Origin of the sequence: Pelotalea chapellei, assembly GCF_018531195.1 — a bacterium.
In the GTDB taxonomy this organism is placed as follows: domain Bacteria; phylum Desulfobacterota; class Desulfuromonadia; order Geobacterales; family Pseudopelobacteraceae; genus Pelotalea; species Pelotalea chapellei.
In genome coordinates this window covers 80,108-102,072 of record NZ_JAHDYS010000008.1, presented here as the reverse complement: position 1 = coordinate 102,072, position 21,965 = coordinate 80,108, and the positions used below count along the sequence as shown (strand labels likewise).

At 54.9% G+C, this 21,965-nt stretch carries 23 protein-coding genes; 14 read left to right on the top strand and 9 right to left on the bottom strand.

All coding sequences use genetic code 11. The features are described 5' to 3' along the window. Positions 1 to 59: 59 nt before the first annotated feature. Entirely contained in the window at positions 60 to 1,097 is a 1,038-nt protein-coding gene (mtnA, locus tag KJB30_RS10020; protein ID WP_214298680.1) for an S-methyl-5-thioribose-1-phosphate isomerase, read from the bottom strand. A gap of 63 nt (positions 1,098 to 1,160) precedes the next feature. Further along, on the bottom strand, positions 1,161 to 2,534 hold the full coding sequence (locus KJB30_RS10015) for a hypothetical protein (protein WP_214298678.1): 1,374 nt from the start codon (positions 2,532 to 2,534) through the stop codon (positions 1,161 to 1,163). A gap of 192 nt (positions 2,535 to 2,726) precedes the next feature. Here KJB30_RS10015 and KJB30_RS10010 point away from each other — a divergent pair, with 192 nt between their 5' ends. Genes KJB30_RS10010 through KJB30_RS09995 form a run of 4 tightly spaced genes read left to right on the top strand, consistent with a single transcriptional unit; the run spans position 2,727 to position 5,695 of the window. Continuing rightward, a complete protein-coding gene (locus KJB30_RS10010; RefSeq protein WP_214298676.1) occupies positions 2,727 to 4,106 on the top strand; it encodes an FAD-binding oxidoreductase in 1,380 nt (459 codons plus the stop codon). 27 nt (positions 4,107 to 4,133) lie between these two features. After that, a complete protein-coding gene (locus tag KJB30_RS10005) occupies positions 4,134 to 4,412 on the top strand; it encodes a hypothetical protein (protein WP_214298674.1) in 279 nt (92 codons plus the stop codon). Continuing rightward, complete coding sequence (locus KJB30_RS10000; RefSeq protein ID WP_214298672.1) at positions 4,393 to 5,022, top strand: Maf family nucleotide pyrophosphatase; 630 nt, start codon at positions 4,393 to 4,395, stop codon at positions 5,020 to 5,022. Before KJB30_RS10005 ends, KJB30_RS10000 begins: the two co-directional genes overlap by 20 nt. Next, positions 5,009 to 5,695 carry a YggS family pyridoxal phosphate-dependent enzyme gene (locus KJB30_RS09995; RefSeq protein ID WP_214298670.1) on the top strand — a complete coding sequence of 229 codons (687 nt, stop codon included), beginning with the start codon at positions 5,009 to 5,011 and terminating at the stop codon, positions 5,693 to 5,695. Before KJB30_RS10000 ends, KJB30_RS09995 begins: the two co-directional genes overlap by 14 nt. Before the next feature lie 28 nt (positions 5,696 to 5,723). On the opposite strand, the gene mqnB is transcribed toward KJB30_RS09995, so the two are convergent. From mqnB to yihA, 5 genes are all read right to left on the bottom strand, one after another. Continuing rightward, a complete protein-coding gene (gene mqnB, locus KJB30_RS09990) occupies positions 5,724 to 6,458 on the bottom strand; it encodes a futalosine hydrolase (protein WP_214298668.1) in 735 nt (244 codons plus the stop codon). After that, entirely contained in the window at positions 6,455 to 7,135 is a 681-nt protein-coding gene (locus KJB30_RS09985) for a TIGR04282 family arsenosugar biosynthesis glycosyltransferase (protein ID WP_214298666.1), read from the bottom strand. Before KJB30_RS09985 ends, mqnB begins: the two co-directional genes overlap by 4 nt. Beyond that, on the bottom strand, positions 7,132 to 7,905 hold the full coding sequence (gene folE2, locus KJB30_RS09980) for a GTP cyclohydrolase FolE2 (protein WP_214298834.1): 774 nt from the start codon (positions 7,903 to 7,905) through the stop codon (positions 7,132 to 7,134). The genes KJB30_RS09985 and folE2 overlap by 4 nt, the downstream gene beginning before the upstream one ends. Before the next feature lie 87 nt (positions 7,906 to 7,992). Beyond that, positions 7,993 to 8,265 (bottom strand): acylphosphatase, encoded by a 273-nt coding sequence (locus KJB30_RS09975; protein WP_214298664.1) that lies wholly within the window; start codon positions 8,263 to 8,265, stop codon positions 7,993 to 7,995. Further along, positions 8,262 to 8,873 (bottom strand): ribosome biogenesis GTP-binding protein YihA/YsxC, encoded by a 612-nt coding sequence (gene yihA, locus KJB30_RS09970; RefSeq protein WP_214298662.1) that lies wholly within the window; start codon positions 8,871 to 8,873, stop codon positions 8,262 to 8,264. The genes KJB30_RS09975 and yihA overlap by 4 nt, the downstream gene beginning before the upstream one ends. Before the next feature lie 168 nt (positions 8,874 to 9,041). Between yihA and nuoH the strand changes: the two genes are divergently transcribed. Genes nuoH through KJB30_RS09925 form a run of 9 tightly spaced genes read left to right on the top strand, consistent with a single transcriptional unit; the run spans position 9,042 to position 17,498 of the window. Next, positions 9,042 to 10,034, top strand: a complete 993-nt coding sequence (gene nuoH / locus KJB30_RS09965; RefSeq protein ID WP_214298660.1) for an NADH-quinone oxidoreductase subunit NuoH — start codon at positions 9,042 to 9,044, stop codon at positions 10,032 to 10,034. 44 nt (positions 10,035 to 10,078) lie between these two features. Beyond that, on the top strand, positions 10,079 to 10,501 hold the full coding sequence (locus KJB30_RS09960; protein ID WP_214298658.1) for an ankyrin repeat domain-containing protein: 423 nt from the start codon (positions 10,079 to 10,081) through the stop codon (positions 10,499 to 10,501). Between the two features lie 24 nt (positions 10,502 to 10,525). Then, a complete protein-coding gene (gene nuoI / locus KJB30_RS09955; protein ID WP_214298656.1) occupies positions 10,526 to 11,056 on the top strand; it encodes an NADH-quinone oxidoreductase subunit NuoI in 531 nt (176 codons plus the stop codon). A gap of 5 nt (positions 11,057 to 11,061) precedes the next feature. Beyond that, complete coding sequence (locus tag KJB30_RS09950; protein ID WP_214298654.1) at positions 11,062 to 11,610, top strand: NADH-quinone oxidoreductase subunit J family protein; 549 nt, start codon at positions 11,062 to 11,064, stop codon at positions 11,608 to 11,610. Then, positions 11,607 to 11,915 carry an NADH-quinone oxidoreductase subunit NuoK gene (gene nuoK, locus KJB30_RS09945; protein ID WP_214298652.1) on the top strand — a complete coding sequence of 103 codons (309 nt, stop codon included), beginning with the start codon at positions 11,607 to 11,609 and terminating at the stop codon, positions 11,913 to 11,915. The genes KJB30_RS09950 and nuoK overlap by 4 nt, the downstream gene beginning before the upstream one ends. A gap of 8 nt (positions 11,916 to 11,923) precedes the next feature. Further along, on the top strand, positions 11,924 to 13,813 hold the full coding sequence (nuoL, locus tag KJB30_RS09940) for an NADH-quinone oxidoreductase subunit L (RefSeq protein ID WP_214298650.1): 1,890 nt from the start codon (positions 11,924 to 11,926) through the stop codon (positions 13,811 to 13,813). Beyond that, positions 13,810 to 15,294: a complex I subunit 4 family protein gene (locus KJB30_RS09935; RefSeq protein ID WP_214298648.1), complete on the top strand. Its 1,485-nt coding sequence runs from the start codon at positions 13,810 to 13,812 to the stop codon at positions 15,292 to 15,294. Before nuoL ends, KJB30_RS09935 begins: the two co-directional genes overlap by 4 nt. After that, the gene (locus tag KJB30_RS09930) at positions 15,291 to 16,685 is read left to right on the top strand and encodes an NADH-quinone oxidoreductase subunit N (protein WP_214298646.1); all 1,395 of its coding nucleotides are present in this window, start codon (positions 15,291 to 15,293) and stop codon (positions 16,683 to 16,685) included. Before KJB30_RS09935 ends, KJB30_RS09930 begins: the two co-directional genes overlap by 4 nt. Positions 16,686 to 16,703: 18 nt before the next feature. After that, on the top strand, positions 16,704 to 17,498 hold the full coding sequence (locus KJB30_RS09925) for a M48 family metallopeptidase (RefSeq protein ID WP_214298644.1): 795 nt from the start codon (positions 16,704 to 16,706) through the stop codon (positions 17,496 to 17,498). Positions 17,499 to 17,661: 163 nt separating this feature from the next. Here KJB30_RS09925 and KJB30_RS09920 read toward each other — a convergent pair whose 3' ends face one another. Beyond that, entirely contained in the window at positions 17,662 to 18,495 is an 834-nt protein-coding gene (locus tag KJB30_RS09920; RefSeq protein WP_214298642.1) for a menaquinone biosynthesis family protein, read from the bottom strand. Beyond that, positions 18,492 to 19,622 carry an aminopeptidase gene (locus KJB30_RS09915; protein WP_214298640.1) on the bottom strand — a complete coding sequence of 377 codons (1,131 nt, stop codon included), beginning with the start codon at positions 19,620 to 19,622 and terminating at the stop codon, positions 18,492 to 18,494. Before KJB30_RS09915 ends, KJB30_RS09920 begins: the two co-directional genes overlap by 4 nt. Before the next feature lie 307 nt (positions 19,623 to 19,929). Between KJB30_RS09915 and KJB30_RS09910 the strand changes: the two genes are divergently transcribed. Beyond that, entirely contained in the window at positions 19,930 to 21,948 is a 2,019-nt protein-coding gene (locus KJB30_RS09910) for an FAD-dependent oxidoreductase (protein WP_214298638.1), read from the top strand. The last annotated feature ends 17 nt before the right edge of the window (positions 21,949 to 21,965 follow it).

Here is a 21,965-nt window from a genome sequence, read left to right as displayed (position 1 = left end):
GGGAGTGTCCTTACCTGGAAAGGCCCCTCCCCGGCTGGGGAGGGGTGGAGGTGTATTGTTCAGCAGGAAATCTTGCGAAGACCGGAACGGTAGTCTCCGCTGACAATTCCGTTTTCAGTGATAATGGCAGAGATATAGCGAGCCGGGGTAACATCAAAGGAAGGATTGCGGACACGGACGCCGGCCGGGGCAATTTCGATTCCCTTGATGTGAGTCACCTCACTGGCAGGTCGCTCCTCGATGGGGATCTTGCCGCCGTCGGAGAGCGTCAGATCCAGGGTCGAGACCGGAGCAGCCACGTAAAAGGGAATATTGTTCTCCTTGGCCAGCACAGCAACGGAATAGGTACCGATCTTGTTTGCCGTATCCCCGTTGGCTGCAATACGGTCCGCTCCAACGACGCAACAGGTGATCTCGCCGCGACTCATGAAAAAACCGGCCATATTGTCTGAAATCAGGGTCGTGGGTATGCCCTCACGCATGAGCTCCCAGGCTGTCAAGCGTGCTCCCTGCAGCCATGGACGGGTCTCATCTGCAAAAACCTGAATGTTCTTGCCGGCTTCATGGGCGGCACGAATGACTCCGAGAGCCGTGCCATAACCGGCGGTAGCCAGACCGCCGGCATTGCAGTGGGTCAGGACTGTGGCACCTTCGGGGATCAACGTGGCGCCCCACTTGCCGATGTTGTGGCAAATGGTCTGGTCTTCCTCCTCGATGCGTATCGCTTCCTTTTTAAGGAGTTCACGGATCTGGTCAAGTTTCTTGTCGCGATTGGCCTCAGCCACCCGCTTCATGCGCTCGATACCCCAGAAGAGGTTGACGGCTGTGGGGCGTGTACGGGCCAGGACATCGCAGACATTTTCGAGCTGACGAAAGAATGATTCATGAGTGTCTGCGATAATGTCCCGTGCTCCCAGTGCGACCCCCATGGCAGCGGCAACGCCGATGGCCGGGGCGCCGCGAATGATCATACCCTGGATCGCCTCGGCCACCGATCTGAAATCCGAGTAGGTATTGTAGACTTCCTGACCTGGCAGAAGAGTCTGATCGATCATGATTACTGCGTCATCACGCCACTCAATAGTGCGGAAAGACATGGATAGCTCCTTGGATATCTGTATCGGGAAAAATTACCTGCATCATTTCTTAAGTCACTGCTGCTACTGCCAGGTTATAACGAAGGCTCGCAGTTTGCTGCCACTTGCATCGCGATAATAGACGGCGTTGATGTTTTCCGAGACCTGCCCCCGCTGAATGGTGTAGTCACCCTTCTTTTCTGAGGAGGTCACGGCAAAAGCGGGGCTCTTTGTCACCTGCTTGAGCGCGCTCTTCATGAAAGAGTCGGGCAACCCTCGTCCGCCGCGATCAATGATCTGGATCGCTTTTATGGATTCACCTTCACGGAAGATTTTGAACTCGGTTACCTGCCCTTTGTACCGTTCCCAGCCAGGATGATCAGCTGCATAGCTCTTATCACGACCATAACGGGGTACGAACTCAGGCAATACAGTTAGACGATTTGCTGAGACAGATGGCTTTACTGCAGCGGATGGCACCGGCGTCTGGGCCGTGCTGACTGAGGGTGTCGCTATGACTGCTGATGCAGCCGGAGGAATCGGTGAGGGAACAGCAGGTTGTACTGTTACCGGAGTTGCAGGAAGCACTTCTTTGGGCTTGGCTGCAGGGCCGGATGGTGGCGTGGCAACTACTTCCACCGGTTCCGGCTTCGACTTGCGATGCTGCAGTATGGTAATAACCACCGCGGCAATCAGCACCGGAGCGAGCCAAAGAAGGAACATGGCACGCCGGGACCGCCCCGGAGCAGGTTCAGAAGCAATTCTGGATTCATGGCTCCAGTTTTGCGAAGAGGTCAGTGGCTCCTGAGTCGGCATACTGCTGACAGCATCATCAAATGAGCTGGTAAACTCGGAATAGACGGAAATCTGAGGACGGCGCCCATACACCACTCCTTGCTCCTCAAGGGAGTGCTCTTCCGGCGAAGGCCCGGAGACGGATGAGGACTGAAACTCCTGCTCATACTTTAAAGGGACAAAAGCAGTAGCATCTGAATCGATTCCCTGCCGGACAGGCTCCTCGTTTTCCTCTTCTTCCACGACCGCCGGCACGGAATCAGCTGGATCGGAAGGTTGCGCAACATTTTTTTTACGGGGCGAGACAAGCGTGCTGATCATATCCCGTACGCTGTCCAAAAGGAGCGTATCATCCAGGGCTGTATCGATATGGCCGTGGTAGAGCTTAACTGCTTCTCCGCTCAACTGATCGCCGGGACACAGCAACACGAAACGGGACCGCCGCCTGCCAAGCTGTTTTTTGAGGTGCATCAGTAGAATCTCTGCAGACAATCCGGAGAGGTGGGTTTGAACAAAGACGATGCCCGGCTTTTCAGCCACAATTTCCTCAGCACCCTTTTCAAGGTTCGTAGCTACCCGCAACCGCAGATTTCGCTCCTCTGCCAAGGGAGAAAACACCTTCAGAAGGCGGGGCACATCCGTTATCAACAGCAGGTCAGTCAAATAGGTTTCCTCCTCATGTGAAAGCAGCATTGTACGGTATGAACCATGCGTTATCAATAGGATTGTTGAGCTGGGCGGTGCAAATCCGCCTTGCGCCAGAGCGCACTATTCATGTATGGTAAACTGCTTCACCGTAACGAGAAAAGACCCAACAGAAATTTAAATTAAACAAAGAATATACCTGAGGTAAAAATGCTTGATGCACGCATCATCGAAGCACTGAAGAACATCGTGGGAGCTGAAAACATCGCCACCGAGCGGCAGGATCTGCTCTGTTATTCCTACGATGCCACTCAAATGGAGTACCTGCCCGCAGCCGTGGTGCATCCCGCCAACGCCCAGGAGATTTCCTCCGTTTTGAAACTGGCAAACCAGGAAGGTTTTCCGGTATTTCCCCGCGGTGCGGGGAGCGGCTTTTCCGGAGGTGCACTTCCCAAGGCGGGCGGGATCGTACTGGTTACCACGCGGCTGAACCGCATCCTGCGTGTCGATACTGAAAATCTGATTGCTGAGGTCGAACCGGGTGTTGTTACCGAGCAGTTCCAGCAGGCAGTGGAAAAACTGGGGCTCTTCTATCCGCCGGATCCCGCTTCCCTGAAGTTCTCCACCCTTGGAGGCAATGTAGCTGAAAATGCCGGCGGCCCCCGTGCAGTAAAATACGGCTGCACAAAAGATTTCGTGATGGGACTGGAGGTCGTGCTGCCGACGGGCGCCATCATCCGCACCGGAGGGGAAACCTATAAGGGAGTAGTCGGTTACGATCTGACCAAACTGCTCTGCGGCAGCGAAGGCACCCTGGGCATCATTACCAAAATCATCTTCAAGCTGCTCCCCTTCCCGGACGCCAAGAAGACGATGCTGACCATTTTCGATTCAATAGATGGTGCAGCCAAGGCGGTCTCCGCTATTATCGGCGGCAAGATCATCCCCACCACGCTGGAATTCATGGACCATGCGACCCTGCAATGCGTTGAACGCCGCTTCAACCTGGGCATTCCTCCTGAAGGGCGGGCGGTACTGCTGATTGAGGTGGATGGTGATCGTGACCTGATTGAGAAGCAGGCTCAACAGATCCATGACATCATCAAGCCACTGGGACTGGTGCAGTTCCGTGCCGCAAAAGACAATGCCGAGTCCGAGCAGCTCTGGAAGGTACGCCGCCTGGTGTCACCTTCCCTGCGGGATGTCAACCCGGACAAGTACAACGAAGATATCGTCGTGCCACGCAGCAAAGTACCGGATGTAATCCGGCTGATCGAACAGATCCAGCTGCGCTACGACATTCCGATTGTAAACTTCGGCCACGCCGGCGACGGCAACATCCATGTCAACATCATGGTCAACAAGTCGCTGCCCGGCATGGAAAAAAAGGCACACGAGGCAATCCGGGAGGTATTCGAAGCAGCACTCAGCCTGGGAGGCACCATGTCAGGTGAACATGGCGTGGGACTTTCCAAGGCACCCTTTATCGAACTTGAATTGTCTCCGGAACAGATTGCCACCATGAAAGCGGTCAAACAGGCCCTGGACCCCAACAACATCCTCAACCCGGGCAAGATGTTTCCCTGGTAAATTAAGGTCAACCACAAGGAATATTCAATGGATAAGGACAAGCAGCGTCAGGAAGTCTCGATCATCGGCCGTATCCTCTCAATGGAAGCGCTGCTTCTGCTGATGGGGGTTGCATCCCTGATCTACGGCATCACCGAGAAAGCCACGATCAACATTTTCTGGGGAATTGTCATCATTCCCGGTGTCTTCCTGCTGATCAAAGTTCGCAAGAAGGATTGGAAAAAACATTGGGAAGATCTGGAGGCTCAACAGAAAGCTGAGCAGAACCGAAAAAACGAGAGTGGGGATGATTCAATTGAAAAATGATTCCATTTCAGCTCAGGACACCATTGTGCTTGCCTCCGCATCTCCGCGCCGCTCGGAGCTGATGGGGCTGGCCGGCATCACCTGCGCTGTCGTGCCGGCCGATATCTGCGAAGATGTACTGCCGGGCGAACAACCGGCCGAACATGTCGAACGCCTGTCCCGAGAGAAAGCCCAGGCTGTTGCCGGAAAAGTGCCGGGACGTTTTTTTGTCGGCTCCGATACCGTGGTGGTGCTGGACAACAGGATCATGGGCAAACCGAAAGACGAAGCCGAGGCATTCGAGATGCTGACCTCCCTTTCCGGCCGGGCCCACGAAGTCATCACCGGCATTGCGGTTCACGACGTGACCACGGACACCTGCATCAGCCAGAGCGTCACTACAGAGGTCCTTTTCAAAAACCTCAGCGACCGGGAGATACATACCTACATTGCCACCGGCTGCCCAATGGACAAGGCGGGGGCCTACGCCATCCAGGGGGGCGCCGTTCATTTCATCCGCTCCATCCGTGGTTCCTATACCAATGTCATCGGGCTGCCGATGACGGAGATCTATGAGCTGCTGCAATCCATGGGTGCTCTGCCGGACGGGGGAGAAAATGTCGATCGCTGAACGGCTCGAAGGGGTGCGGCAAGAAATTCGTATGGCTGCTGTCAAGGCTGGCCGCAATCCGGATGAGGTCAGACTGGTTGCAGTATCGAAAACCCGCCCCGGCGCTGATGTGATCCAAGCTTTTCGTGCAGGACAGACACTCTTCGGCGAGAACTATGTTCAGGAATTCACCGCCAAGACGGCAGAAGTGCCTGATCCTGTTGAATGGCATTTCATCGGCCACCTGCAGAGCAACAAGGTCAAGTACATAGCTGGACTGGTGAACATGATCCACTCGGTTGACCGGCTTTCCCTGGCGGAAGAGATCAGCCGCCAGTGGGGGCGGATCAACGAAACCTGCAATATTCTGGTACAGGTGAATGTTTCCGGGGAAACAACAAAATCGGGCACAACCAGCGAAGATGCAATAAACCTGGTGCGAGCGGCCTCACTGCTGCCAAACATCCGTGTGGCCGGCCTGATGACCATGCCCCCTTTTTTCGACGACCCGACGGCTGCCCGCCCTTATTTCGCCGAACTGAAGCGACTGTTCACAATGATTGCTGCCGAGGAGATTCCAGGCGTTGAGATGAAGGAACTGTCCATGGGAATGTCGGGAGATTTTGAAGCGGCCATACAGGAAGGGGCAACTCTGGTCAGAATCGGCACAGCTATCTTTGGGGAGCGCGGGTGAATTTGGGACTTAGAGACTAAGGGAAAAACTATTCCGGCCGAGTCATTTCTTCCAGATATTTCAGCACGAACTGTTGTGCAGCCTCCACCGCCCTGGGGATGTCCCAGGCCTTCATGTTCCGCTCTTCAACCAGATTGCTGACCCCCCTGACTTCCAGACATTCAACACCATAGCGCAGACAGGTCAGTGCCACTGCCCCACCTTCCATGTTCTCGCAGATGCCGCCGAAGCGGCTTGAAAGCTGTTCTCCCTGCTGGATCGTTCCACTGCAGGTGGAAACGGTTATAAAGGTTCCGCGGACAAGATTGATTCCGGATCTGCCAGCCAGATGCACAGCTTTTTCAGATGCAACAACTGAAAGCGGTATTTCATTGAAGTACTGCTGATCTTCTTTCGTGAAGCAGGGCATTTTCATCTGCTGCAAATCCAGCCATCCCGCAGAAGTCATCACTCCCTCATCACCCAGGACCTCTTTGTCTGCCACAGCAAGGTCGCCGATACCAAGACCAATACCGGCATAGGCTCCTGCACATCCTGTATTTATAACCAGACGTGGCCTGAGGTGTCCGAGTAGCGCGGCCGTGGCTGCCGCTGCATTGATTTTGCCGACACCAGCTGCACAGATCGTTACCGGCAGCGTCCCGCAGACCCCTTGAACACAGGTAAAAGCGCCTATCGTGAGCGGCAGGGCATTGCATGCAAGCGCCTGTTCAAGCAAGCCGGCTTCCTGGGGAACGGCAGTAATAATCAGAACCGGATTCATGGGGTAGCTCCCGAAGAAGTCAGGAAGTTGAGGATTGCCGGCATCTGCTGCAGCAGACAACCGGTGCGTGAGGATTTACCCGGAAACAGCGCTAACCGTTTCAGGTCATCGATTGTATCGATGTCATGCCACACGGGAAGCAGATCGACAGTCAGTTCCGATGCCCGGGCGTGCTTAAGGCTCGTTTCAAGAACCAGCGATGTACTCCAGGGAACATTTTCAAATAGTTCCGGCCACAGTCGGCGCATTCCCAGCAGATAATAGCCGCCATCGGAGGATGGGCCGAAGACTGCATCGATGCGGTTTTCTTCAAGCATCCGGAAAGCCTTTCTGACATATTCCAGCGGCAGATCCGGCAGGTCGCTACCGATGATGCAGCAGGCGTCAATCCCCTCTTCAAAAGCTGTCCTGAAGGCATTGGCCATGCGTTGTCCAAGATCTTCCCCACTCTGCTCGAACATCTCCAGTCGAGGTATGCCGGGAAAATGGAGATATGAACCATCTGCCCAGAAGACCAGCAATCTCACATCATCGAGAAGTGCCGCCATTTCCAGTACATCATCAAGCATGGCGCCATACAGTTCAGTCGCAACCTGTTCGCCCACATCCCGCGCCAGACGGGTCTTAACCTTACCCGGCACCGGTGCACGGGCAAAAATTATCAGCCCCTTGCTCATCCGCGGCGATCCAGTCCAACCGAGGCGTAGGCAGAGTGATTGTGGATGGACTCGAAATTTTCAGTTTCCACAGAAAACCAGGTGATATTTTCAACGGCAGCCAACCGGGAATAGGCTTCCCGCACCATGTCTTCCACAAACCGCGGGTTCTCGTAAGCCTGTTCGGTGACGAACTTCTCGTCCTCACGCTTGAGCAGTGCATAAAGTGGACTGCTGCCACACTGTTCGATCAGCTCGACCAGATCTTCGATCCAGATGAAATCCTTATAACGGACCCGCACGGTCATGACACTGCGCTGGTTATGGGCGCCGAAGCGTGAAAGCTCTTTGCTGCAGGGGCAGAGTGACGTAAGCGGCACCTTGACCCCCAGAACAAAATCAAGGGTATCTGTCATGGAGGCGCTAAACTCGCAGGTATATTCCATCAAACTGGTGGCTCCGGAAACAGGTGCCCGCTTGTCGATGAAATAAGGAAACTGGATCTCAAGATGTGCGTTGTCAGAGCCGAGCCTGGACTTCATCTCTTCCAGAATGATCTCCAGTTTGTCCAGGGCGATCTGCTCCCGGTAGCGGTTAAGGATCTCTACAAAGCGGCTCATATGGGTCCCCTTGAAGTGATGGGGAAGATCCACGTACATGTTGACCCGTGCAACCGTATGCTGCAAAGAGCGATTTTTGTCCATGATTACGACTGGATAGGTGATATCCTTCACACCGACCTTGGAAATCGGTATGCGCCGGGTATCCGCACGTTTCTGCATATCCGGCATATCTTTATGAATTGTCTGGGGCTGTGTGCCTCGAATGGGGGCCATATGTCATTTTCCTGTGTGGAATTTTTAAGCCTTTTTGGTCGGCTAAAGAATGGTAAAAGACTTGAATTCACCGCTATACTTTTCACTTCGGATGTCTATTCGGTCAACCCGTGCCGCCGGAGGACCGTTACGACACCAATCCACCAGAGCCTGCACAACTGTGTCATCACCCTCGAACAGCCCTTCCACCGAGCCATCCGGCAGGTTCCTCACCCAACCGGCAACGCCAAGCTCCGTGGCACGATCACAGGTATAGTAGCGGAAAGCTACTCCCTGGACCAAACCGTGAATAGTAACACCTGTTCTGACTCTCATACCTGTTGTTCTCCGGCTGGTTCATCAAGTCCCAACAGCCGTTCGATCTCCTGCCAGATTCCGTCGCGCCCATCCCTGGACAGGGCCGAAAAAGGCAGCATCATCGTTTTTTCCCGTTTGATAGCCGTTGCGATCAGAGCGGTCTGGCGTGCCCGTTCCAGCTTGGAAAGCTTGTCACACTTGGTCAGCACGATGATGGGGGGAATATTGTACATCTCAAGCCAGCGAAGCATCTCAAGGTCTCCGTCCGACGGGATCCTCCGAATGTCGAGAATCAGGACCACGGTTTTAAGATTCTCCCGCTTGGCCAGATAGGTCTCGATCATTGGCCCCCACTGTTTGCGCACATCGGGCGGAGCCTTGGCGTAGCCGTATCCCGGCAGGTCTACCAAGGTAAGTATACTATTGATATCGAAAAAGTTTATCAGCTGGGTCCTGCCTGGGGTAGAACTGGTGCGGACCAGTGCCTTGCGATTGGCGAGCACATTGATTAAAGAGGATTTCCCCACATTTGAACGCCCTACAAATGCCACCTCAGGTAATTCAGCCGGTGGAAAGTCTTTCGGTTTCACGGCGCTTTTTATGAATTCTGCCTTTTTTACATCCATTAATGAATCCTCCAAGGGGAGTATTATAGTGTGCTGCAGTCGGCAGATACAAGCAGATTCACCCATTTGGGCCGGAGCCTACATTGCTGATGCTTTTCATCCTCCCTTTGTGATATATAATTGCCCTTTAAGGCGGCAGCCATCTCACCTTTTTCAGACAAGGTTCCGATGACGGCAGATCCGGTGGACATAGCGCTGTTTGCGGCAAAACTTGGTGCCGTTTTTTTTGCAGTTCTGACTCTGGCCGCCTACCTGGTATTTGCCGAGCGAAGGATTCTGGCCTGGATTCAGGATCGCAAGGGGCCCAACCGCGTGGGGCCATTCGGGCTGCTGCAGCCGCTCGCAGATGTTATCAAACTTCTGACCAAGGAAGACCTTGTCCCGGCTGCTGCTGACAGATGGCTTTTCTATCTTGCTCCGGCCATGGCCGCCATTCCCGCACTCCTCATCTTCAGTGTAATCCCTTTTGGTGCCCCCCTGACCATAGCGGGCCACACCCTGCCCCTGCTGATCGCCGACCTGAATGTCGGGCTCCTGTTTTTCCTGGCACTCTCCTCCATTGCGGTATATGGGGTTGCCATCGGCGGCTGGGCCTCCAATTCCAAATATTCCCTGCTGGGCGGCATCCGGGGGCTGGCCCAGCTGATCTCCTACGAGCTTTCCATGGGGCTGGCTCTGGTGCCGGTGGTGATGATGTCCCGCTCCTTCAGCATGACGGACATCGTTACAGCTCAGCAAAGTATGCCTTTCATCGTCTATCAACCGCTGGCCTTTATCATTTTCCTGATCAGCATCACGGCCGAATGCAGGCGCATTCCTTTTGATCTGCCCGAAGCCGAGGGGGAGCTGGTGGCCGGATTTCACACCGAATATTCCGGCATGCGCTTTGGCCTCTTCTTTGTCGGTGAGTACATAAACATCATTGTATTGGGAGGTTTGGCGGCAACTTTTTTCCTGGGAGGCTGGCATGGCCCCCTCCTGCCTCCAGTGATCTGGTTCAGCATTAAAACGCTGGCATTTGCCTTTCTTATGATCTGGTTGCGGGGAACCTTGCCGCGACTGCGCTATGATCAGCTTATGCACCTGGGGTGGAAAATACTGACCCCGCTTGCCCTGTTCAACATCCTTGTTACTGCCTGGCTGCTGTTTCTGACATCATGATGTATGGACACTTGTCCGATATTATATTTCAGGAGGAGTCTCACATGGAAAGTGTAAATGCCAAGAATCGTTATGGACACACACCGCTGATTGCAGCATCCAAAGAGGGGCGCAAGGATTTTGTCCAGGACCTGCTGCACCGTGGGGCTGACCTGACCTCAACCAGCGACAAAGGCAAGACCGCCCTCCACTACGCGGCTGCCAACGGTCACACCGAAATCGCCTGCATGCTTATTGAGAGCGGCGCTGATGTGGATGCCCGCGACAGTGAAGGGCACACGCCTCTAATGCTGGCTGCGATCTATGGTTGCAACAAAACGGTCCAGGCACTTCTGGATGGTGGTGCCAGCCCGTTGATTAAAACCAATGGTGGTACCATAGCTTCTCAGTATGCCGAGAATAACAGTCATCCCCTGGCAGTCGCGTTGTTAAGAAAGGCGGAGCGCGTCAGACACGTAAATGCCTGAGGCAAGACCATCAAAAGGTAATTTATGAGCATCTTCAAGGAAACCAGAAACCTTTTGGGCGGTTTGGGCATCACCTTGCGCCATATGCTGGCAAAGCCGGTGACGATTCAATATCCCGAGGAAAAACGAACCCTGCCCTCACGTTTCCGAGCGCGCATCGTACTGACCCGCGATCCGGATGGAGATGAACGTTGTGTAGCCTGCTACCTTTGTTCAGCCGCCTGTCCGGTTGACTGCATCTCAATGCAGTCGGGCGAACGGCCGAATGGCCGACGCTATGCCGAATGGTTCCGGATCAATTTCTCACGCTGCATCTTCTGCGGCCTGTGTGCTGAAGCCTGCCCGACCCTGGCGATCCAGATGACACCGGACTATGAATTTTGCAAAAGGGACATCCGGGAAATGATATACGAAAAGGAGGACCTGCTGATTGACGGTTGCGGCAAGGATGACTCCTACAACTTTTACCGGCACGCCGGCATCGGCGTCACGCAACCGCGGGGCGAGGGACTGGAGGAGACCAGGCCGGTGGATGCCAGATCCCTGATGCCCTAGATACTATGGAACAGATCATTTTCTACATACTGGCAATCGTCACCCTGATAGCAACTGTGCTGGCTATCTCCGAAAAGCATCCGGTGCATGCCATCCTCTACCTGGTTACCTCGCTATTTGCCATGGCAGTTATCTTCTACCTTTTCATGGCGCCGCTGGTGGCAGCCTTCGAGGTGATCCTGTACGCCGGTGCCATCATGGTGCTCTTTTTATTCGTGATCATGATGCTTGACCTGGGCCACCCTGAAAAAGGTCTCTCACCACATTGGAAGGAATGGCTGCCGTCCCTGCTGCTGGCAGGTATCAGCATCGCTTCACTGACCATCGTGACAGTATCCCGCCATGCTAGTTCAATCGTCTCACCCGTAAGCCTGCCGATTCGTGAAGTTGCCAAGCGCCTGTTTCAGGAACATGGCCTGGCAGTGGAGCTGATTTCGCTGCAACTCCTTTTTGCCCTGGTGGGTGCGTTGTATCTGGGGAAGCAATCTTCCCCCTCACCCCCCCTTCGGCCACCCTCTGCCTCAGAGAGAAGGGCTGGGGGTGAGGAAAAATGATCGTACCGCTCGAACATATTCTGGTGCTGGCTGGCTTGCTCTTCTTTCTTGGCATGGCCGGACTTCTAACCTGGCGTGCCAACATGATCATGATGCTGGTCTGCATCGAGGTCATGCTGAACGCGGTCATGCTGGTCGCTGTGGGGGGATCGGCGCGCTGGGGCAATGCGGATGGCCAGTTGTTCGCCATTTTCATCATGGCCCTCACCTCGTCCGAAGTTTCCCTGGCCCTGGCCATGGTGGTGTACCTGCACCGTCGTAAACGAACCGTGGATACGGATCTGTTCAGCGAGTTGAAAGGCTAAACTACCTGATGAAACTCTACTTGGCCCTCATACTTCTGCTGCCCTTGGCAGGCGGTCTCATCAACGCCCTGATCGGCCGTATGCTTCCGCGTAAAGTGGGAGAGACCATTGCCTGCGGAGTGATCTGGGGCGCTTTTTCCTGCGCCCTGCTGGCATATACAAATTTCACCGCTCCGGTTACAGCGGAATACGGCTCCTGGCTGTCCACCTTTGATTTCAAGGCTCCCATCGCTCTCTACCTGGACCAGTTTTCCCTGATCCTGACCTTGATGATCACCTTTGTGTGCGGCTTGATTCACCTGTATTCAGTCGGTTACATGGGTGAAGAAGCCTCCCATGCCCGCTACTTCGCCCTCTTGAACCTCTTTGTCTTTGCCATGCTGGTGCTGGTGCTGGCCGCAAACCTGCCGCTGCTCTATCTTGGGTGGGAGGGTGTCGGTTTCTGCTCCTATGCCCTGATCGGCTTCTGGTACACAGAAGAAAAAAATGCTACCGCAGGACGCAAAGCCTTCATCGTCACCCGCATCGGCGACACAGCATTTGGCATCGCAATCATCTGGATGTTTCTGCTCTTCGGCACCCAATCCATTGCCGAGTTAAACTTTCTGGCTCCCCTGGCACCTCCAGGTGTGATAACTGTTTTGGGAATTCTTCTGCTGATCGGCGCTGCCGGAAAGTCGGCCCAACTGCCGCTATCGGTCTGGCTGCCTGATGCCATGGCTGGTCCTACCCCGGTTTCGGCCCAGATCCACGCAGCCACCATGGTCACAGCAGGAGTTTATCTGCTGGCTCGAATGTTCCCACTGATCGGCTCTTCGCCCACAACCCTGGCAGCAATTGCCGTCACCGGCGGAGCGACCGCCTTCTATGCCGCCACCTGTGCATGCGCCCAACGCGACCTCAAACGCATCCTTGCCTACTCCACCATCAGCCAGATCGGCTACATGATTCTGGGAGTGGGAGCCGGAGCATTGACCGCTGCGGGGTTTCATCTGCTGACCCATGCCTTCTTCAAGGCACTGCTCTTTCTGGGGGCAGGCTGCGTCATTACGGCGCTGCACCATCAGCAGGACATCTTTCGCATGGGTGGCCTGCGTGGGAAGCTGCCGGCGGTCTACTGGCCTTTCCTGGCAGGAGTTCTCTGCCTTGCTGGCTTCCCGCTCAGCGGCGGCTTCTTCAGCAAAGATGCCATTCTCGGAGCAGTCTTTGAACGTGGCGGGTCGCTGTACACCTCCCTATTCTTGCTCGGACTGCTAACCGCCCTGCTGACAGCCTTCTATACCTTCCGCATGCTGTTTATCGTTTTCCACGGTGAAGCGGACAATGCTAACCATCAAGAGAACGGAGAAAGAACACTGCCACTGGTCATGACCATCACTCTTGTTCCCCTTGCGATCCTCGGTCTGGGGGGAGGAGTGCTCAACCTGCCGGCTTATCTGGGAGAAGGGCTGCTTGCCCGCTTCTTCGGATCGATACCCGGCTTCGGAGCAATGCATTCATCCCACATGGAGGAGTTGATCCTTCAAGGCATTGCTGCGGCTGTTTCTCTGCTGGGCCTGGGATTGGCCTGGCAGCGCTACATGGGTGTACAGCGCTCCGGCGTGCTGGCTCGCGAACAGGCCGGATCAAAGCTTTTCATCTTTCTGCAGAACGGCTGGTATCTCGACGAGCTCTACCGACTGCTATTCATCCGTCCCTTTGTCAGGCTGGCCCGTTTCCTCTGGAAAGGAGTGGACGAAACCGCCATTGATGGCGCACTGGAGGGACTGGCACGCCTCATGGGACGCCTTGCCTTACTTCCCTCGGCCTGGAGCACCGGAAAAGTAGCCACTTCCCTGTTCGGCCTGGCCGGCGGAGTGGCTGCCATACTGGCATATTGTGCATGGGCACTTTCATGAGCATCCCGATTCTGTCCATCCTGGTCTTCCTTCCCCTGGCAGGCTGCCTTCTGCTCCTTCCAGCATGGAACTGCCGTCGTTTGGCTCGCCCCATCGCTCTGGTAGTTGCGCTGACGGAACTGACCTTGGCACTCTGGCTGTACGCTTCGTGGAAGGGATTGGCAGTGAATCCCTTTCCGCAAGGTTTCCTGCTGCTGGAAGATGCTCCCTGGATCCCCGCCTTCGGCATCCGCTATACTCTGGCTTTGGACGGCATCTCACTGCTGATGATCATGCTGACCGCCATTGTTTTCTGTGTCGGTCTCGCGGTCTCCTGGGATTCCATCAAGGAGAGAACCAGCCTGTTCCTGTCCATGATGCTGGTCATGGAGGCCGGCATCATGGGCGTCTTCCTGGCGCTCGACCTAGCTCTGTTCTATCTGTTCTGGGAGATGATGCTGATTCCGATGTTCTTCCTGATCGGCATCTGGGGCCACGGCAGACGCCTCTATTCCACCCTTAAGTTTTTTCTCTTCACCATGTCCGGTTCATTGTTGATGCTACTGGCGATCATCGCCCTGCACCTGCTGTATGCTCAACAGACCGGCGTCTCCAGCTTTCAGCTGCAGGAACTGCTCAAGGTTCAGCTGCCGCTGGAAACACAATTGTGGCTGTATGCCGCTTTTTTCCTGGCCTTTGCCATAAAATTTCCGCTCTTCCCTCTGCATACCTGGCTGCCTGATGCCCACACCGATGCCCCCACTGCCGGCAGCGTCATCCTGGCCGGCCTGCTGCTCAAGACCGGCAGTTACGCCCTTATCCGTTTTGGTTATCCGCTTTTCCCCCAGGCAGCCCAGATGATGACGCCGCTATTCTACTCCCTGGCGCTGATCGGAATTTTTTATGCCTCACTGGTTGCCTTTGCCCAACAGGACATGAAGCGGCTGATCGCCTACTCCAGTATCGGCCATATGGGGTATGTGGCCATCGGCATAGCTGCCTGGCAGCCGGTGGCATTATCAGGGGCGATCATCCAGATGGCCAATCACGGCGTAACAACTGCAGCCCTTTTCTGCATGGTCGGAATGCTCGACGAGCGGGCTCACACCCGTGAAATAGCCGCTTTTGGCGGACTGTGGGGCAAGCTCCCGCTCTGGTCATTCTTCTTCCTGCTCTTTGCTGTCACGGCCATGGGAGTTCCGGGCCTGAACAACTTTGTAGGGGAGTTTCTGATTCTTGCAGGAACCATAAAAAGTTCGCCGCTGGTGGCTGTCCTGGCTTTCTGCGGGATCGTGTTCCCTTTGATCTATATGGTCCGCCTGGTTCAGGAGGTGGTTTTCCAGAAGGAGCGCCAGCCGCTCTCACTTAATGATCTCAACCCGAGAGAGATCGGCATTCTTGCGATACTCGCCCTGCTGGACATCTGGATGGGGATTCACCCCGCACCGCTGCTGGAAATGCTGCACGTGCCGGTACAACTGCTGACCGGAGGAACGCCATGACAGCGGAGCAACTATTGGCCATCATGCCGCTGCTCATCCTGGCAGGTGGCAGTGTGCTGCTGCTTCTGACAGGAGCGGTCCGCCCCGGAGGTTACCTTTACGGGATAGCTGCTGCCTGTGCGGCTGCCGCACTGATCTGGAGTATTGCAATGCCGGCAGATGCTGTGATGCCCGGTTTAGCAATCACCTCATTTTCCCGTTTTTTTTCAGTCTTCCTTTATGGAACCGGGCTCGTGGCACTGTTGCTTGCCTGGGAATACAACTGTCGCCGGGGCATCACCGGCGAGGAATTCCCCGCAACATTGCTATTCGCCCTGACCGGTATGGGGGCAGCCTGTGCTGCCAACAACCTGGTGATGCTCTTCATCGGGCTGGAGTCGTTCACTTTTGCTTTTTATATAATGGTTGCCATTGAACGGAGGTCCGAGCATGGCGGTGAAGCGGGGCTGAAATATCTGCTCAACGGCACCCTGTCGGCAGCCCTTCTTTCCATGGGCATTGCCCTGATCTATTGCAGCCGCGGCACTCTCCGGCTGGCTGAGCTGGTGGCAATGCAAGTCATTGACCCCCTTTTTATTGCAGGGAGCTGCCTGGTTCTGCTGGGCCTGGCCTTCAAGCTTTCCCTGGTTCCGGCCCACCTCTGGACACCGGATGTGTACCAGGGGGCTCCGGCACCGGTCACCGCGCTGCTCTCCACTGCCTCAAAAGCAGCTTCCCTCGCAGCCCTGCTGCTCTTCATACCGCTCGTGGAGAGCTGGCGCGGAATCCACGACATCTTCTGGATGCTGGCACTACTCTCTTTTGTGAGCGGGAATCTGGCAGCTCTGCTGCAGAGAAGCATCAAGCGCATGCTGGCCTGGTCCTCCATCGCCCAGATGGGGTATGTTGCCTTGTCCCTTGTGGCAGCGCCGTCAGGCGGCAGACCGGCAGCAGTGTTTTATGCTGTGATGTATGCGGCAGCCGGCCTTGCCACATTTGGAGCTGTTTCATTATTGTCAGGGGACCATGACAGGGATGAACTTGAACAGTACCGGGGACTCGGTTACAGAAATCCTGCGGCCGGAGCGGCACTGGCAGTCGCTTTGTTTTCACTGGCTGGTATTCCGCCGACGGCCGGCTTCATGGCTAAATTTGCCATATTTGCTGCCGCGCTTCGCAGCGGTGAAACATCATTGGCAATCATGGCTATACTTACCGCACTGGTAGCTGTCTTCTTCTATCTGCGGGTGGTGGTGACGCTTTACATGAAGTCTCCCGAAGGACAGCCTGATCATGCCCCCCCTCTTTCTGTCGCCGGGATGACAGCCTTGGCGATTCCGACTCTGACAACGCTCTTTCTGGGCATTTATCCTCAGCCGCTGCTGGAACTGCTTAAACGAATACTACCCTGAACCAAAAGGAGAATTTTTATGGCACATTACCTTGTCCTGCTTGTCTGCCTTGTATCCCTCACCGCCTGCAGCACGGTCCCCATTACCGGAAGATCCCAGCTCAACCTGATTCCGGGATCATCCATGATGTCCATGAGTTTGCAGCAGTACGACCAGTTTATTAAAGAGCACAAAGTCAGCACCAACCAAGAGCAGACCCAGATGGTCAAGCGGGTCGGCGGCAAGATCCAGAATGCTGTTGAACGCTATTTTGCGGAAAAGGGCCAGAGCCAGCGTCTTGCTGATTACAAATGGGAATTCAATCTGGTCGAGGACAAACAGGTCAATGCCTGGTGCATGCCAGGGGGCAAGGTTGTGGTGTATACCGGCCTCCTGCCGGTGGCAAAAAATGAAACCGGCCTCGCCGTAGTACTGGGACACGAAATCGCCCATGCCATTGCGGAACATGGCAATGAGCGTATGAGCCAGGGATTGCTGGCCCAGATGGGTGGAGTGGCGCTTTCGACCGCCCTCTCCACCAAACCTGCACAGACACAGCAGCTCTGGATGGCCGCCTATGGGGCGGGTGCCCAGTACGGCGCAATCCTTCCCTATGGCCGTCTGCAGGAGAGTGAAGCTGATCAGCTGGGACTGATTTTCATGGCAATGGCCGGTTATGACCCCAATGAAGCGGTGACATTCTGGGAGCGGATGGCTGCCCAGAAGGGAGGACAGGCGCCGCCGGAATTTCTCAGCACCCACCCTTCTGACGCGACCAGAATCGCGAACATCAAGAAACTGATCCCGAAAGCGATGGAGTACTACAAAAAGTAAAAATAATCCGCACGATTAAATCAAAAGGCCACGAGGAATATCCATCGTGGCCTTTTGATTAGTAGATAAAACCTTATGTTCTCTAGCAGGCTCAGGTTGTTCAAAAATAACCAGATCGTCGCACCTGAGGACGGCGGCGAGATGGCTGTTTTTCAACATCCTGCTAGAAAAACAGTGGCGCCTCGGAGCGTGGAACTATCCCCGCCTGCTCTGCCCTCTCCATCAGACACCGGATGGCCTGCACACCTTCATCACCGAGGTCGGCGGAAAAATCATTCACATACAGGTTGATGTGGGCAGCACAGACTTCGGCGCTCATTTCCTGGGCGTGCTCACAGATGTACCGTGCAGCCTCATCAGGATGACTGCGGGCATACTCTACTCCCCTGCCGAGGGCCCGCTCCACGGCGCTGACAGTTTCTTTTCCAAGCGATCTCCGGGCAACGATACCTCCCAGCGGGATCGGCAGCCCGGTCTCATTCTCCCACCATTCCCCAAGATCAAGCAGTTTGTGCAGGCCGTAGCCCTGGTAGGTAAAGCGTGATTCATGAATTATCAGCCCAGCGTCGGCATTTCCGCTCAATACGGCTTCCATCACTTCATGAAAGGGCATTTCGATAAAATTGTGTAAAGATGGGTCGAACAGGCGCAGCAGCAACAGTGCAGTTGTGAAGCGACCCGGCACAGCGATTGTCTTGCCCGCCAGATCAGTTGGGTTCACCTCTGCGGCCGAAACCAGCAAAGGTCCGCACCCCCTTCCCAAAGCACTGCCGGAGCGAAGCAGGGCATAGTCATCGCGGATATGGCCGAGAGCATGGTAGGAAACCTTGCTGACATCAAGTTCGCTCCCCAGCGCCAGCTGGTTAAGGGTCTCAACATCTTCCAGCCGCTCCCGATATGACAGGCCGCCGGTATCAACCAACCCGTGCACCAGGGGATAAAACATGAAGGTGTCATTGGGGCACGGCGAAAATCCCAAGGTAAGGGGCGTGGTCATACCAGCATCCTCCCGTCATCGATAAGCACCTGCTCGGTGGAATCCTTCATGATGGCAGTCAGAGTTGGACGATAAAAAACGTAATCTTCGTGAAAGGGGGCGCTGACCTTGCCACCGAATCCGGAGTTATCGCCAAGGGCCATGTGGACGGTACCCAGTATTTTTTCAGCTTCGAGTACATTGTCAGGCCGGCTGGCCTTGTCGTTGGTGCCGATCCCGAGTTCAGCCAGATTGCGGCAGGTGCTGTTCTCGGCAAAGCGTTCCTCCAGTTTTCTGCGATGGGGATCATTTCCCTCCAGGGCAGTAACCTGCCCTTGCTCCACAGTCAGACGGAGCGGTTCATCAAGTTTGCGCGTCGGCCCCCACTCCAGGACCATGGTGCCGTAACTTTTGCCTTCCAGTGGTGCGAAATAAGCCTCTCCGGCCGGCAGGTTTCCGAAACTGCCGCGCGCTGTAAGCAATCCGTCATCCCCCTCCGCATTGCGGGACTGTTTGCAGATATGCATATCTGTTCCGTTGGGGGTTGTGATGCGAATCCATTCTGCCTTGTTGATGGCGGCCACAAGACGTGCCGTGCGAGCGGCAAGCACGCTCCAGTCAACAGCCATGGATGTGTGGAACATCTCCGGGTCAAAGTGGGGCAGACTGGCAAACCGAGCTCCCGTTGCATTCGCCAGGGCACGGTAGCGGGTATGGCTGGTGGAATTGTTGCTCATGGCTATGATTACATCAGCTGCATCTTGCTGGTGTGAAACAACGATCTCTCTGGCTCTGCTGATTTGCTCAGCGCTGGCACTCTTGGTCAGCAGAAGTGCCAGAAGACCTGCCCCGTCCAGCTCATTTACAGCCTCACTGCCGAATGTCTCCAGCCAGAGTGCTTCAGGAGGCTCTACACCTGATGTCAAGGTAGCAGGGAACTCCACAAAAGACGCATTACCCCAGCTGCGTGCAGCGAAATCGGCTACCTGACGGGCAGTGGCATTGAGTCGCTGTCGGCGGTCGCGATCTGCGACGGACAATAATTCATCAGGCCGGATGATATCACTGAATACCAGTACCCGTTCCTTGGAATCGATTCCCATGTTGACTTCAAACAACGACCGGAATGCTCTGTCAAAGTCCTTCATGCCATCCCTCCCGTTCTAGTATTTCTTATATTATAGGCCACGAAATAAATAAATTTCCTTTAACCGCACGCCATCCGGATAGATTGACCGGCAGAGATCAGTACTGGTGCGGAAGTCACTCTATATCATAGATTTGGAAAACTGGGAATCCACGGAAAGTGAAGGTAAGCCATTATTTTTTCCCTTGATTTCTCGTTTGCTATTATGATAAAGATGCATACTGTATACAATTTTTAAATCATTTTTTTAGTTATAAATACAAGTACTTAACCCCGCATTTTCAGGGGGCCGGTTTTTGGAGGTTCGTGTGGCTCAGGTAGTTTTTTCCACGTGGGGTAGAAATACAATTGACAACAGGAATGTCTCCGGAGAACCAGCAGCTGTAAGCTTCAAGCTACCGGTCGCTTTTGACGGTGAACGCCCCCTGAGAAGCTTCATGGGATGGGACGGCCTCATTCTTTTTGACAAGAGCGTGGATGTTCCGGCCATGGCCGCCGAATATATGAAGCGTGTCCAGAAACTTTTCTGCTGTGGAAGATGTACGCCTGGCAAAAAAGGCACAAAGGTGCTGATGGATCTGCTTCAGGATGTTTTGGACGGCAAGGCCAGCGAAGCCGATCTGGACACTGTCGGCGACCTGACTGACGTGCTGAAACATTGCAAGTGCACCCTCTGCCAGAGCGCCACGACGCCTGTGTTCGATGCAGTCACCCATTTCCGTGAGGACTTCCTGGCCTACATCCACGGCAAGCGCCTGCCCTCTGCCCAGAGTTACATCCACAAGCTTACCGCTCCTTGCATGGACAAGTGCCCCGCCCATATCGATATTCCAGGCTATATTGAAGCCATTAAAAACTATCAGTTCGGGGATTCACTGAAAACAATCCGGGAAAGTATGCCCCTTCCGTCAGTCTGCGGCCGGGTCTGCCCCCATCCCTGCGAAACCGCCTGCCGCCGCAAAAATGTGGATGATTCCATCAATATCATGGTGTTGAAGCGCTCGGCATCAGATTATGAGTGGCTGCACAAACTGCAACCGCCAATGACACCCAAACCAAAGAAAAGCAAGACAGTCGGCATTGTCGGCGCTGGTCCTGCCGGACTGGCCTGTGCATATTACCTGGCCCTTGAGGGCTACCACTGTACCATTTATGAAGCACTTCCCGAGGGTTTTGGCGGCGGAATGATTGCCGTCGGCATTCCAGCCTACCGCATGCCGCGCCACATTCTGCAGAGGGACATTGATATCATCGCCGCTATGGGTGTGGATATCGTCTATAACTGCCGCGTTGGCAAGGACATCTCCCTGCCGGAACTGAAAAAGAAGCATGACGCTGTTTTCCTTGCCCCGGGGGCACACCGCTCCAAGCCGATGGGCGTCGAAGGTGAGGACAAAGGCTACAAAGGCTTTCTTCCAGGCGGAATCGACTTCCTGCGCGAAGCCTACATGGGCAGACCGACCGGCATGGGTAAGAAGGTCTGTGTTGTAGGCGGCGGAAACACCGCCATTGACTGCGTCAGGGTTGCCCTGCGTGAAGGCGCCGAAGAGTCGATTCTGCTCTACCGACGCTCCCGCAAGGAGATGCCTGCTGATGTATGGGAAGTTGACGGTGCTGACGAAGAAGGTGTCAAATTCGAATTCCAAGTGCTGCCAACAAAAATAATAGTCGACGCGAATGAACAGGTAACGGGTGTCGAATGTGTACGCATGGCCATGGGCGAACCTGACGCATCGGGACGCCGCCGTCCTGAACCGGTGCCTGGCAGCGAGTTCATCGTTGAGTGCGATACTGTTATTCCAGCAATTGGCCAGGATCCGGATCTTGGCTTCATACCCCCTGATATGGGTATCGACATTTCGAAATGGAATACCGTGCTTACGAAATACCTGCCACTGAAGGACGCAGCTGGCAAAGACCTCAAGGACGGCATGGGCAACCCTCTTTCGCGCTCCTTGATTACCGACTGTGATGGTGTTTTTGCCGGTGGCGATGCAGAAATTGGTCCGCTAACCGTGGTGGCTTGCGTAGGCAATGCACACAGGGCATCGTTTGTCATTCAACGCTGGCTTGAGGAAGGAAAGGCTTATCTGAGTGAAGAAGATATCTTTGAGGATCTGCTGACCTACCTGGGCGTGTACGACAAGAATGAAAACGTAGCCTGTCTTGATGCAGCCGGGCGCGCCAACCAGAAAGAAGTCCATGGCCGTGAGCGTGCTGCGAAAGGCAACTATGGCGAGGTAGAGCTGGGTTTCAGCGATGCCACGGCTCAGGCAGAGGCTGATAGGTGCTTGAGATGCTATCGTATGGCGCTTGTCACGCTATAATCCCTGCTACGATGGTC